Genomic DNA, 12,973 nt, shown 5'->3' on the forward strand with positions numbered 1-12,973 from the left:
CTGCCGTCGTCCGCCGAGGCGTCTGGGAGACTGGGACGCGATGGACTGGAAGGCGCCCCTCGAGACACTGCTCACCTGGCTCCGCGGCGCCGGGCTGGAGATCGTCCTGCTCGTCCTGGGAGCGGTGGTGCTGGCGCGGTTCATCGCCTGGGTCGGTGAGAAGATCACCGACCGGATCGACGCCCGGTCCACCGACGGCGACGCCCTCGTGCGCTCGGAGGCGGCCAAGCACCGGCACTCGCTGACCCAGGTGATCACCTGGACGCTGGTCGTGATGGTCTACGCCATCGCCGTCTTCGCCGCCCTCGACCGGGCGGGCATCCCGATCAGCGGGCTGGTCGCGCCGGCCACGGTGCTCGGCGTCGGCCTGGGCTTCGGCGCCCAGCGCATCGTCGGTGACGTGCTGGCCGGGTTCTTCATCATCACCGAGCGGCAGTACGGCTTCGGCGACGTCGTCTCCATCCAGGTCGTCGGCGGGGTGGAGCCCGCCGAGGGCACCATCGAGGACGTCACGCTGCGCGTCACCCGACTGCGGTCGGCCAACGGCGAGGTCATCACGCTGCCGAACGGGCAGATCGTGAAGGTCACCAACCTGTCCCGCGACTGGGCCCGCGCCGTCGTCGACGTCCCGGTGCCGACGTCGATGGACGTCAGCCGGGTCAACGAGATCCTCAAGCAGGTGGGCGCCGAGGCGTTCCGCGACGCGCGGCTGCGCCCGCTGCTGCTCGACCCGCCCAGCGTGATGGGGGTGGAGACGATCGACCTCGAGCAGGTCAACGTCCGCATGGTGGCGCGCACGCTGCCCGGCAAGCAGTTCGAGGTCGGCCGCGACCTGCGCGCCCGCGTCGTCCAGGCGTTCCGCCGGGAGGGGCTGAACGTGCCGGCCGCGCCCGCGCCCGGGGAGCTGTCCCCGACGTCGGCGGACGGCGCCCGGTGACCACGCCCGAGACCGACGGGCCCGGCGAGCCGACCCGGCAGTTGCCCGCCCAGCCCTCGGTCAGCACCGCACCGGCGTCGGCGCCGCGCCGCTGGTGGTCGGCAGTGCCGCACCACCTCGGCCGCGCCCGCACCTCGACCGTCGTCCTGGCGCTGCTGTTCGTGGGGCTCTACACGCTCTACCTCTACGTCCGGCCGCCTGACACGACCACCGTGGTCCCGGCCACCGGCACCACGGTCGAGACGCCCGCGCCCTCGGACGTCCCGCTCGTCCCGACCGAGACCCCCGAGCCGACGACGGAGGAGCCGACGACGCCCGAGGAGGAGTCCGCGGCCCCGACGACGGCGCCGGAGACCACGCCCGAGGACGTGCCGGCCGAGGAGACGCCGTCGGGTACCGCCGAGCCGACTGCTCCGGCCGAGGAGACCCCCGCGCCGGCGGCGCCGACGACCGCGGCACCGACGGCCACGGGCGCGCCCGGCAGCTGACCGGTCAGCCGGTGGCCCCACCCGGGTCCTGCGCGGCCGGGAGGCGCGGGCCGCGGGCGACGGGACGCACCTGGCGGGCGCTCTCGAGCCGATCGGTGTAGCTGGCCGCGTTGCCGCGGATGTGCAGCCCGTCGTTCTCGTTGGCCGGCCGGATGACCTTGGCCGGCACGCCCGCGACGAGCGAGCCCGGCGGCACCTGGGTGCCCTGGGTGACGACGGCACCGGCGGCCACGATGGACCCGGAGCCGATGTGCGCGCCGTTCATCACCACGCTGCCCATGCCGACCAGCACGTCGTCGTCGATGCGAGCGCCGTGCAGGACCACCCGGTGCCCGACCGTCACGCCGCGGCCCACGACCAGCGGGAAGCCGGGGTCGGAGTGCAGGGTGCAGCCGTCCTGGATGTTGGAGTCGGCGCCGATCTCGATGACCTCGGCGTCGGCGCGGGCGACCGCGCCGTACCAGATGCTGGACCGGGGGCCCATCGTCACGGCCCCGACCACGACGGCCGTCGGCGCCACGAACGCCTCGTCGTCGATCTGCGGGGACCCGAACGGCAACTCGGCGATGAAGTTCTCGGTCACGGGGTCAGCACAGCACAGGCCCGGTGCGGCTGCACCGCCGGAGGGCGGTCGTCGAGATCGGTCGCCTGCCTGGTCAGTAGGGCGGGGGTTCGGTGACGGCGGTGAGGCCGGTGGGGGTGGTGACGGTCAGCGTGCCGTCGGGGCCCAGGGTGTGGGTCCAGCCGGGGGCCTGGTGTTTGCCGCGGTGGTCCCCGGTGCAGTAGCCGGCCAGGTTCGCCGCACTGGTCGGCCCGCCGGCGGCGTGCGGGCGGGCGTGGTCCAGCTCCCCGGCGCGGGGAACCGGGCGGCGGCAGCCGGGGAACCGGCAGCGCCGGTCCCGCGCCCGCACGTGGCGGTCCAGCGCCGCGGACGGCCGGTAGGCGCCGGTGGGGCCGGCGCCGCGCAGCCCGGGACGCCCGGTCAGGTCGTGCCCGCAGGCCTCGGGGGTGCGCCGGCAGGCGCGGGCGCCGCAGTGCCCGGCGCGGCGCAGCGCGGGCAGGTCGGTCAGGGTGCGGAAGGCGCCGGTGACCGCGTCGGTGAGCACGATCCGCGGCCGGTCGGCCAGCCCACCCCCGGCGGTGGCGGCCAGCAGCTCGGCCAGCGCCTGGCGCTGGTCCTCGGCGGCCGCGGCCAGCGCGGTGAGCGCGTCGGGGGCGGCGTCCACCCGCCCGCCGGGGCCGGCCCGCCAGCCGGCCTCCTGCGCGGCCGCCGCGGCCCGGGCGGTGCGCACGCTGCGCCGGGCGTGCCCGAGGGCCAGCCCGGCGGCGTGCACCGCCGCGCCGGCGCCCTCGACCGCCCGGTCCGCGGCCGCCCACCAGCCCGACCCGGCGGGCGCATCGCTGGATGCCGAGTCGGTCGGTGGTGCAGCGCCCGGTGCCGGCGGCTGGGTGTCCGGCGCTCCGCCGGGACCACCCCGCCGCTCCCGGCCGTCGGGGTCGAGGCCGTCGGGATCGAGGGCGTCGGGGTCGAGGCCGTCGGGGTCGAGGGGGTCGGGGTCGAGAGCGCCTGCGGTGTCCGCCCAGCGCTGCCCGGACAGGTCATCCGGTGGCCAGTCGGGCTCCTCCAGCCCGCCGGCCAGCAGCCGGGCCTCCACCTGGTCCCACCAGGCGCCCAGCTCGGCCTGCTCGGCCTCCTGCCAGGCCACCCCGGCGGGCTGGCCGGCCTCGGCCGGATCGGCCGGGTCGGCCGCGTCGGCCATGGCCAGCACCTGCGCGTCGTCATCGGGCAGCACCACGCCGCGGCCGGCCAGGCCCTGCACCAGCCGGCGGACCATCTCCGCGGGGATCAGCTGCCCGTCCACCTCACCGGGGGCGTCCCCACCCAGCAGGGTGCCCATCGACGCCACCACCGAGAGCAGCACCCGCACCGGCGGCAGGTCGGTCTCCCCCGGGCGCAGCACCAGGTCCAGCAGCGCGTCGACCATCCGCTGCCCGCGCGTCCGCCGCGCGCCGCCCCCGGCGCCGTCGGCACCGCCGTCCTCGTCGGCCAGCGCGTCGGCGTAGCCGGCCAGCGCCGCCTGCAGCGCCCGCGCCTCCGGCATCATGCACACCACCGTCAGCGCGGCCATCCCCTCCGCGCGGTCGGGCCGCAGGTACACCCCGCGCTCGGTCAGCGCCCGGGCCAGCCGCCGCGCCGCGGCCGCGGCGTCCCGCCGGGCCACCACCCGCCGCGCCCGGTCGCCCAGCTGCGCCGGGGAGGTCACCCGGTTCCGCCGGGCCAGCCAGGCGAGCAGGTCGGCCTCGATCTCCGCCCGCAGGGTGTCATCAGCCACCGGGGCGACCTTGTCGATCAGGTGCCACAGGTGCCCGCGGTGCACCACCCCGCGCTCGAGGGCATCGAGGGTGCCGGGCAGCCGGTGCACCAGGGTCAGCGACTCGACCAGCAGCGCCTCGGCGGCCGGCTGGGTCAGGTTCACCGCGAACGCCAGCTCCGCCGTCGCCCACTCACTGACCGCCCGCAGCACCGCCGCCCGGGCCGCCCACCGCTCCGCCGACATCGCACCCCGCTCACCCTGTTGACGGTCCACCGACGCCGGCCGCGAGGCGGCGAACGCCGCCACCGCCCGCGCCTGCACCGCCGTCAACCGCGAGATCTCCCGGGCAGCGGCCTGCACCGCACCCAGCGGCCCGGACGCCCACCCCACCGTGGGCGCGTCAACAGCCGCCGCGCTGGCTGGAGTCGCTTCGTACACGTGTTCGATTCTAGTGCCCAGAGGCGACGGTCACAAGCCGAAAGTGCAGGTCAGGTGATCGGACCAGGGACGCAGGGGGCGGTCGGGACGGGCCAGCGCCCCATGACCGGCGTCCACCCGACCGCGTTGCGCTGGACGACGGCACCCGGACGCCGCCAGCATGGCCGCCGTGACGACGCCGTCCGACCTCCCGGTGCTGGCCTTCCCCGACCAGGCCGCCCTCGAGGAGTGGCTGGAGGCCGAGCACGCGACCGCGCCCGGTCTGTACGTCCGGCTGGCCAAGAAGGGCTCCGGCGTCCCCTCGGTGACCTACGCCGAGCTGGTCGAGTCGGTGCTCTGCTTCGGCTGGATCGACGGGAAGTCGCTGCGCTCCGACGACCGCTCCTACCTGCAGCGGATCACCCCGCGGCGGCCGCGCAGCGTCTGGTCGCAGAAGAACGTGGCGGCCGTCGAGGCGCTCACCGCCGCCGGGCGGATGCGGCCGGCCGGGCTGGCCGCGGTCGAGGCGGCCCGGGCCGACGGCCGCTGGGAGCGGGCCTACGCCGGGTCGGCCACCGCGACCGTCCCCGACGACCTCGCCGCCGCACTCGCGGCCGAGCCCGCCGCGCAGCGGGCCTTCGACGCGCTGACCGGGCAGGACCGCTTCGCGGTCCTCTTCCGGGTGCAGACCGCGGCGAGCCCGCAGACCCGGGCCAGGCGCATCGCCGCCGCGGTGCAGGTGCTCGCCGAGGGCCGCCGTCCGCACTGATCAGTCGGCGACGGCCGGCCGCTCCGCCCAGAACCGCGCGTCGCGCCGCCGCCACAGCAGCATGAGGACGACACCGGCGGCCATGATGCCCACGCCGATCACCAGCGGCGGCCCGAGACCGAGCCAGGCCTGTCCGGTGTAGCTGTTGGCCGGGTCGGCGAGGTCCCGCACCGAGAGGACCAGCAGCCAGACGAGCATCCCGGCGCCCACCAGCGGCCCGACGCCGAGCAGCAGCAGGTCCCGCACGCTGCGGGTCAGCCGGCGGCGGAAGTACACGGCGCAGGCGACGCCGGTCATCGCGTAGTAGAGCGCGATGAGCAGCGACAGCGCGGTGATCGAGTCGAACAGCGCGTTCTCCGACACCGCGCTCACGCCGAGGTACCAGACCACCGCCACGCCGGCGACCCACCAGGTGGAGACGTCCGGCGTCCGGTGGCGGGGCGAGATCGAGCCGAACCGGGCCGGCAGCGCCGACCGCCGGGCCATCGACAGCCCGGTCCGGGACGCCGGGATGATCGTCGTCTGGGTGGAGGCGATCGCCGAGGTGGCGACGGCGAGCAGCACCACCCAGTCCCAGCCGCCGAGGACCTGCTCGGACAGCAGCGCGAACACCGCCTCCTCCTCGCCGGCGTTCTCGGCGAGGTACTCCGTGCCGGCGAAGGAGACGACCGCGACCGCGACACCGAGGTAGGTGAGCAGCAGGACGACGGTCGAGAGCACGCCGGCCCGCCCCGGGGCACTGCGGCTGTCCCGGGTCTCCTCGGTCAGGTTGACCGCCGACTCCCAGCCCCAGTACGCGAAGACGCCGAGCAGCAGCCCGCCGGTGAGTGCCGCGCCGCCCGAGCCGAACGGGTCCAGCCACGACCACGCGGGGTCCAGCGCGCCGAAGGGGCTGTCCCCGCGGACCCCGCGCACCAGCGCGACGACGGCGAAGGCGGCGAGCGCGGCGGTCTGCGCGACGATCAGCCCGTTCTGCACCCGCGCGGACAGCTCGGTGCCCAGCACGCACAGCGTCGCCATGACCAGGACGAGCGCCACGGTCAGCCCGAGGACGACCGGCGTCGAGGACTCCCAGCCGTCCAGCCCGGCGGCCAGCAGGGTGAACCGGACGCCGACCTCGGCCAGCGAGCCCACCACCAGGACGCCGGTCATCGCGATCGCCCAGCCGCCGATCCACCCGGCCCACGGGCCCATCGCCCGGGTGACCCAGGAGAACGTCGTCCCGCAGTCGGGGTCGGCCCGGTTGAGCGCGGCGAACGCGGCCGCGATGAGCAGCATCGGCACGAAGGAGGCGAGCAGCACGCCCGGCGCGTGCACGCCGACCAGCGCCACGATCGGCCCGATCACCGCGGCCAGCGAGTAGGCCGGTGACGTCGCAGCCAGGCCGACGACGAGGGCGTCGCCGAAGCCGATCGCGTCGGGGCGCAGGGTGGTGGGCGGGGACTCCGCAGCCCGGGTCACGGTGCGCGACGCTACGGCTCCCGCCCGCGGTGGGCGCGGCGGGCGGGAGCCGCCGGTCCCTAGAGGATCCGGCGGGCTCCGGCGTAGTCGCCCATGTCCACGCTGGTCACGGCGACCGGCTGGCCGAAGGTGCGGGCGTGCACCATCTTGCCGTTCCCCACGTAGATGCCCACGTGGTAGACCGGCGAGCCGAAGAAGACCAGGTCACCGGGCTGCAGCTCGCTGCGCGAGACCGCGGTGCCCATCCGCGACTGGGCCCGGCTGGAGTGCGGCAGGGAGACCCCGACGGCCGCGTAGGCGAAGCTGGTCAGCCCGGAGCAGTCGAAACCGCTGGGGGTGGAGCCGCCCCAGACGTAGGGGGTGCCGATCTGCGCGAGCGCGGCCTCGAGGACCCCGCCGACGTCCCCGCTGGGTGCCGCGGCCACGACCGCGTCGGTGTCCGGCACCGACAGCGTCGGCCCGGCGATGGAGGCGGTGACGGCGGCCTGCTCGGCGGCGGAGAGGCGTTCGAAGTCGGCCTCGTAGGCGTCGATGCGCGACTGCACCTCTGCGCGCTGGCGCTCCAGCTCGGCCAGGGCCGCGGTGGCCTCCTGGGCTGCGGCGTCGGCGTCGGCCCGGGCCTGCTCGGCCGCACGCTGGGCGATGGAGACCTCGGCGAGCAGGCCCTCGGTGTGGGCGGCGATGAGGTCGAGGGTGGTCATCTGCTGGACGACGTCGGCCGCGGAGTCGGAGGTGAGGAAGGCGGCCATGCGCGACTGGGAGGTGCCGGCGGTCTGCGCGAGGGCGGCCAGCTGCGGCTCGTAGCCGGCGAGGGCGGCCTCGGCGCTGGTGGCGGCTGCGGCGGCGTCGGCGGCCTCCTGCTGCTTCGCCGTGACGGTCACCTGGCCCTCGTGGATCTGCTCGTCGAGCACCGAGAGCTGGCGGCCGGTCTCGGCGACCAGCCCGGCCGCCTCGTCGGCGGTCGTCGGGGTGGCGCCCGCGGTGGCCGGGGCCAGCAGCACGGCGACCGCTACAGCCAGGGAGATGGGGGCCCCGGCCAGCGTGGCGCTCGACCAGCGTCGGCTCGTCGTCCGGTTGCGGCTCATGACCGGCCCCCTCTCGCGCGCCCCGCCCTGGGAAGTGGGCGGTGTTCCGAGCGCGTGTGCACGCACGGTAAGGAGGCAACGTCAAGGGGTAGGGGGCGGCGCGCGGGCCAGGCAGCAGCGCGGACGACTCATCCGTCCCACCGGTCCCAGCGATCCCGGGGACCGCAGCAGGAGCGCCGGACTGTCGGAGGTGGGCGCTAGCGGCGACGCGGCGGCGCGGAGCCCGAGGGGGTGCGGTCGGGCGCGAGCGGCACGAGCCGGTCGGCCACGGCGCCGGTGACGAAGGAGTAGACGGCCTTGCCCGCGAGGTCGACGACCTGGTCGCGGCGCGACCAGGTCCACGGCGGCGCGCCGACGCCCGTGGCGTTCTCCAGGGTCTGGTCGGTGGCCAGCCGGACCGAGGTGTGCCAGGCGGAGGCCCGCCAGCCGCGCAGACCGCTGGCCGACCAGACGCCGCGCAGGGCACCGACGAGCGCACCGGTACCCCAGTGCATGAGGTGGTTGCGGACCAGCGGGCGCGCGGACCCCGGCAGCCGCCGGCGCGTGGTCAGTGCCGTGAGGGTGCGTGCGGGCACGTAGGAGTCCGGCCGGTGCGTGACCGACTGCTCGGCCTTCTCGGCGAGGGTCATGGCGGCGGTGCCGGCCAGGCCCGCGAGTGCGCCGCGGAGAGCGGCTCGTCCCAGCATGGGGACCGCCCTACCCGGAGCACCGCATGACACAACCGCCGGGGACGACACCGGCCCGGTCCCGCGTGTACGGGACCGGGCCGGGAGATCAGGTGCGGCCGGGTTCAGCCGGCGAGCGGCTCGGAGGCGTCGAGGCCGGCGACGAGCTCCAGGTCGCGGACGATGGCGGTGAGCTCGTCGGCGGTCCACGGCTCGCAGCAGTCGCAGCCCTCCCGGTGGCTCACCAGGCCGAGCAGGCCCGCGGCCTGGTCCTCGGCGATGGCGAGCGTCCCGGCTGCGGGATGCCGGTGGCAGGCGCACGCCGCGAGGCAGAGGCCGAGGCCCCAGCCGGACACGACGACCGCGGTCCCGTCGTCCCAGACCCTGCCGATCTGGAACACCGACGGCTTCTGGCTCCTCGTCACGGGAGTCCTCCCCTCACCCAACCGGCATCGCGCCGGTGCTCGTCTGGAGTCGAGTGGAGGTGGATCCACCCGGTGCACGTCTCGGCGTGCGAGCGAGGTGGTGACGTCGAGAGGTCCTCGTTCCGATGTCCACCTTGCAGAACCGACGGTAGGGGCGCATACGCGGAACGTCACGATCGCCACGCCCGGGTGTGTGACGGATCGGTTCTGGCGCACCGCCGGTCCCACGGGTCCCACCCGTGCACACGCGACCCCGGGGTGGCCGACCGACCGCACGGTGGGCGATGTGCGGGCATGGCGCACGTCCGCCTGGAAGACGTGCCACAGCCGCACATCACCCCGGCCCGGGCCGGGGAGGACGCCGGCAGCGGGTCTCCTGTCAGCTGGCGGGGGACACCGAGCTCATGTTGTAGTCCGGCACCCGGACGGCGGGCATCGCGGCGCGGGTGAACCAGTCGCTCCACTCCCGCGGCAGCGTGCGCTCGGTGCGGCCGACCTCGGTGATCCGGCCGAGCAGGTCGACCGGCGACTCGTTGAACCGGAAGTTGTTCACCGCGCCGGTCACCTCGCCGCCCTCGACGAGGAAGACGCCGTCCCGGGTCAGGCCGGTGAGCAGCAGCGTCTGCGGGTCGACCTCGCGGATGTACCAGAGCGTGGTCAGCAGCAGGCCGCGGTCGGTGGCGGCGACCATCTCGTCCAGCGACGCCGTCGCGCCCGGCTGCTCGAGCACGAGGTTGTCGACGGCGGCCGTGGCCGGTGCCGTCGTCTTCAGCGCCCAGGCGCGCGGCCGGATCAGGTTGGTCAGCACCCCGCCGGAGATCCAGTCGACCGCCGGCGTCGCCATCCCGTTGTCGAACACCGACGCCGAGCCCGACGAGCCGCTGACCACCTGGAAGGGGCAGGCCTCCAGCCCCGGCTCGAACGGGTCGCTGCGCAGGGTCAGCGGCAGTGCGGCCAGCCGATCGCCGATCCGGTTGCCCCCGCCCGCCTTCGCGTAGACGTTGCGGCCCTCGTCGGCGTCGCGGGCCTCCATCGTCCAGTAGGCGTAGATCATCAGGTCGCTGACCGCTGACGGCGGCAGCAGCGTCTCGTAGCGCCCGGCGGGCAGCTCCAGGCGGCGCTGCGACCAGGCGAGCTTGCGCTGGACGTCGGCGACCAGGTCGGCCACCGAGACGTCGAGGAAGTCGCGGGTGCCGACGCCGGACCACACCGACCGGCTCATGTCGGCGCTCTTGCCGTTGAGCTCCACCCGGCCGCTGGGCTGGTCGTGGCGCAGCCGCAGCCCGGTCGAGGTCCCCAGGTAGGTGGTGGCCATGCCGTGCTCGGCGTAGCCGAAGAGCAGCTCGTCGCGGTCGCGGGCGCCGCCGAAGGCCTCACCGAGCGCGGGCGCGACGTCGCGGAAGACGCCGATGGAGGTCTCCGCGGGTTCGGCGTCCCAGTCCCCCGCACCCGGCGGGGTCTCGCCCACCAGCGGGACGGCGTCCTCGGCGGGGCCGGCGTCGCGGGCGGCCTGCTCGCTGGCGGCCACCAGCTCCTCGACGTCCGGGTTGCCGGTGCGCGCCACCGTGCCGGTGGCCATCCCGGCGCCGCCGTCGACGAAGGAGACGACGACCACCCGCCGGGAGCGCATCGAGCCGTTCGTGGTCAGGCTGTTGTTCGCCCACCGGAGGTTGGCCTCCGAGCTCTCCACGACGAAGGCGACCTGCCCGTCGGCGGTGGAGGCGGCCAGCGCCTTCTCGACGACGTCCTGCGGACGCGACCAGCTCATCGTCCCGCCTCCTGCACCGTGTTCAGGATGTTGATGCCCTCGAACAGCGCCACCGGGCAGCCGTGGCTCACCGGGGCGACCTGCCCGGGCTGGGCCTTGCCGCAGTTGAACGCCCCACCGAGGACGTGGGTCTGCGGGCCGCCGACGACGCGCATGGAGCCCCAGAAGTCCGTCGTCGTCGCCTGGTAGGCCACGTCGCGCAGCTGCCCGGCGAGCCGACCGCCCTCGATCCGGTAGAACCGCTGGCCGGTGAACTGGAAGTTGTAGCGCTGCATGTCGATCGACCAGCTCTTGTCGCCCACGACGTAGATGCCGCGCTCGACGCCCGCGATGACCTCCTCGGTGGAGGGGCCGTTCTCGGCGGGCTGCAGCGACACGTTGGCCATCCGCTGCACGGGCACGTGCTGCGGCGAGTCGGCGAACGAGCAGCCGTTGGACCGCGCCATTCCGCCCATCCGCGCGGTGTTGCGGTCGACCTGGTAGCCGACCAGCACGCCGTCGCGCACGATGTCCCACCGCTGTCCCTCGACGCCCTCGTCGTCCCACCCGACGGTCGACAGCCCGTGCGGCGCGGTGCGGTCGCCGGTGACGTTCATGACCGGCGAGCCGTACTGCAGGGTCCCGAGCTTGTCGACGGTGGCGAACGAGGTACCCGCGTAGGCGGCCTCGTAGCCCAGCGCCCGGTCCAGCTCGGTGGCGTGGCCGATCGACTCGTGGATGGTCAGCCACAGGTTGGACGGGTCGACGACGAGGTCGTAGCGGCCGGCCTCGACCGAGGGCGCCTTGGTCTTCTCCGTGAGCAGCGACGGGATCTCGGCGATCTCCGCCCGCCAGTCCCAGCCGGTGCCGGTCAGGTACTCCCAGCCGCGGCCGACCGGCGGGGCGATGGTGCGCATGCTCTCGAACGCGCCGGTGGTGCGGTCGACGGTGAGCGCGGTGAGGTCCGCCTGGATGCGCACCCGCTGCTGGCGGGTGCGGGTGCCGGCGGTGTCGGCGTAGTACTTCTGCTCCTTGACCGCCTGGCAGCCGGTCTGCACGTGCTCCACGCCGTCGGCGGCCAGCAGCTGCTCGGACAGCTCGGTGAGCAGGGCGGTCTTCTCGGTGTCGGGCACCTCGAACGGGTCGACGTCGTACTCGGACACCCACACCGCGTCGGGGTACACCGGCTCCGGGGCGAGCTCGACGCGGTCGGTGTTGACCGCCGCGGACACCTGCGCGACCGCGACCGCCTCCTCGGCCAGCCGGACGGCCTCGGCGGCGGTGAGGACGACGCCGGCGGCGAAGCCCCAGGTGCCCTCGTGGACGACCCGGACGGCCAACCCGAGGTCCTCGCCGTCGGCGAGGGACTCCAGCCGCGCGTCGCGCAGGTTGATCGACTGGGTGCGGATCCGCTCCACCCGGATGTCGGCGTGCTCGCAGCCCAGGTCGATCGCCCGGGTGAGCGCGGCGTCGGTCAGCGCGGAGAGCGGGAGGGCGAGGAAGGACGCGTCCACGTCACGGGAGGCAGCCACCGCCCCTGTCTACCAGGGACCGCCGACAGCGCCCGGTGCACCCGGGCGGCCGTCCGGCGGGCGTCGCGGTCCACGCCGTCGACCAGGCCGGAGTTGACGCGGGTCTGCCAGGGCAGCCCCATCCAGTGCAGCCCGGGCACCGGGGAGGCGCCGCGGTGGTGGCGGGGCGCGCCGTCGTCGTCCAGGGCGCCGGGGACGTCGACCCAGCCGGTGTCGGGCGCGAAGCCGGTGCACCAGAGCACGCTCGCGACCAGCTCGGTGCTGCCGTCGGACAGGCCCACCCGGTCGCCGGCCGCCGAGACGACCCGCTGCGGCAGCACCCGGACGGCGCCCTGACGGCGCAGCCGGTCCAGATCCCGCCCGACGACGGCGTCGCCGCGGGCCCGGATGCGCCGGGCCAGCGGCCGGTCCCGGTCGGCGTTGAGCACGCCGCTGACCAGCAGCCAGTCGAAGAGGCTCACCCCGAGCGCCCGCTCGGGCAGGTACCGCGGCTCCCGCGCGCTGGCGACGGTGACGTCGTGGCTCGCGGACAGCTCGACGGCGAGCTGCGCGGCGGAGTTGCCGCCGCCGACGACCAGCACGCGTCCGGGCGGGACGTCGTCCGGGCTGCGGTAGTCGGCCGAGTGCAGCTGGGGGACGGCGAGGTCGCGGGCGGCCGCGGGCACGTACGGGTGGCGGAACGCTCCCGAGGCGACGACCACCTGCCGGGCGCGGACCTCCCCGCCGGGCGTCTCGGCGCAGAAGCCGTCGCCGTCGCGGGTCAGCCGCCGCACCGGGGTCTGCTCGCGCACCGGCAGGCCCCAGCGGCGGGCGTAGTCGCGCAGGTAGCCGGCGATCTCCTCCCGCGACGGCGTGGGCGTCGGGCCGGACGGGAAGCGCAGTCCGGGCAGCTGGGAGAACCGGCGCGGGGTGAACAGCTGCAGGGAGTCCCAGCGGTCGAGCCAGCTCTGGCCGACCTCGCCGGCGTCCACCATGAGCAGGTCCCGGACGCCGAGTCGCTGCAGCCGGTACGCCGTCCCGAGCCCCGCCTGCCCAGCCCCGACCACGAGGACGTCGACGGTCTCCGGCACCCGGCGATCCTCCCCTGCCCGCCGGCGCGGCGCCGGGGTGGCCCGCTGCGCCTACCGTCGCG

Annotated in this window: 12 protein-coding genes; 3 read left to right on the top strand and 9 right to left on the bottom strand. The window is 75.6% G+C overall.

Translation table 11 applies throughout. The features are described from left to right. Positions 1-40: 40 nt before the first annotated feature. Together BLR12_RS10840 and BLR12_RS10845 are read left to right on the top strand one after the other, a co-directional pair. Entirely contained in the window at positions 41-937 is an 897-nt protein-coding gene (locus BLR12_RS10840) for a mechanosensitive ion channel family protein (protein WP_091377481.1), read from the top strand. After that, on the top strand, positions 934-1,425 hold the full coding sequence (locus BLR12_RS10845) for a hypothetical protein (RefSeq protein ID WP_091377484.1): 492 nt from the start codon (positions 934-936) through the stop codon (positions 1,423-1,425). Before BLR12_RS10840 ends, BLR12_RS10845 begins: the two co-directional genes overlap by 4 nt. A 4-nt stretch (positions 1,426-1,429) precedes the next feature. On the opposite strand, the gene BLR12_RS10850 is transcribed toward BLR12_RS10845, so the two are convergent. Then, positions 1,430-2,008 (bottom strand): gamma carbonic anhydrase family protein, encoded by a 579-nt coding sequence (locus tag BLR12_RS10850; RefSeq protein ID WP_091377486.1) that lies wholly within the window; start codon positions 2,006-2,008, stop codon positions 1,430-1,432. A 73-nt stretch (positions 2,009-2,081) separates the two neighbouring features. Next, positions 2,082-4,178: an HNH endonuclease signature motif containing protein gene (locus BLR12_RS10855; protein ID WP_255363420.1), complete on the bottom strand. Its 2,097-nt coding sequence runs from the start codon at positions 4,176-4,178 to the stop codon at positions 2,082-2,084. Positions 4,179-4,347: 169 nt separating this feature from the next. On the opposite strand from BLR12_RS10855, the gene BLR12_RS10860 reads away from it, so the two are divergent. After that, positions 4,348-4,926: a YdeI/OmpD-associated family protein gene (locus tag BLR12_RS10860; RefSeq protein ID WP_255363421.1), complete on the top strand. Its 579-nt coding sequence runs from the start codon at positions 4,348-4,350 to the stop codon at positions 4,924-4,926. Here BLR12_RS10860 and BLR12_RS10865 read toward each other — a convergent pair whose 3' ends face one another. The 7 genes from BLR12_RS10865 to BLR12_RS10895 all read right to left on the bottom strand — a co-directional run bounded on the left by BLR12_RS10865 (position 4,927) and on the right by BLR12_RS10895 (position 12,911). Then, positions 4,927-6,387, bottom strand: coding sequence for an APC family permease (locus tag BLR12_RS10865; RefSeq protein ID WP_091377494.1), 1,461 nt, complete (start codon positions 6,385-6,387; stop codon positions 4,927-4,929). It lies immediately after the preceding gene. Between the two features lie 59 nt (positions 6,388-6,446). Next, entirely contained in the window at positions 6,447-7,472 is a 1,026-nt protein-coding gene (locus BLR12_RS10870; RefSeq protein WP_091377496.1) for a C40 family peptidase, read from the bottom strand. A 197-nt stretch (positions 7,473-7,669) separates the two neighbouring features. Next, positions 7,670-8,158, bottom strand: a complete 489-nt coding sequence (locus BLR12_RS10875) for a hypothetical protein (RefSeq protein WP_091377499.1) — start codon at positions 8,156-8,158, stop codon at positions 7,670-7,672. Positions 8,159-8,262: 104 nt separating this feature from the next. After that, a complete protein-coding gene (locus BLR12_RS10880; RefSeq protein ID WP_091377502.1) occupies positions 8,263-8,562 on the bottom strand; it encodes a hypothetical protein in 300 nt (99 codons plus the stop codon). Between the two features lie 379 nt (positions 8,563-8,941). Then, positions 8,942-10,330 carry a metallopeptidase TldD-related protein gene (locus BLR12_RS10885; RefSeq protein WP_091377504.1) on the bottom strand — a complete coding sequence of 463 codons (1,389 nt, stop codon included), beginning with the start codon at positions 10,328-10,330 and terminating at the stop codon, positions 8,942-8,944. Continuing rightward, positions 10,327-11,841, bottom strand: coding sequence for a TldD/PmbA family protein (locus BLR12_RS10890; RefSeq protein ID WP_091377506.1), 1,515 nt, complete (start codon positions 11,839-11,841; stop codon positions 10,327-10,329). The genes BLR12_RS10885 and BLR12_RS10890 overlap by 4 nt, the downstream gene beginning before the upstream one ends. After that, positions 11,784-12,911: a flavin-containing monooxygenase gene (locus tag BLR12_RS10895; protein WP_091377509.1), complete on the bottom strand. Its 1,128-nt coding sequence runs from the start codon at positions 12,909-12,911 to the stop codon at positions 11,784-11,786. Before BLR12_RS10895 ends, BLR12_RS10890 begins: the two co-directional genes overlap by 58 nt. Positions 12,912-12,973 lie beyond the last annotated feature (62 nt).

Source organism: Geodermatophilus sp. DSM 45219 (assembly GCF_900104025.1).
Classification (GTDB): domain Bacteria; phylum Actinomycetota; class Actinomycetes; order Mycobacteriales; family Geodermatophilaceae; genus Geodermatophilus.

Coding starts and splice junctions, on each gene's coding strand:
- BLR12_RS10885 (WP_091377504.1), bottom strand. CDS start 10,330: ATGAGCTGGTCGCGTCCGCAGGACGTCGTCGAGAAGGCGCTGGCCGCC.
- BLR12_RS10870 (WP_091377496.1), bottom strand. CDS start 7,472: ATGAGCCGCAACCGGACGACGAGCCGACGCTGGTCGAGCGCCACGCTG.
- BLR12_RS10875 (WP_091377499.1), bottom strand. CDS start 8,158: ATGCTGGGACGAGCCGCTCTCCGCGGCGCACTCGCGGGCCTGGCCGGC.
- BLR12_RS10840 (WP_091377481.1), top strand. CDS start 41: ATGGACTGGAAGGCGCCCCTCGAGACACTGCTCACCTGGCTCCGCGGC.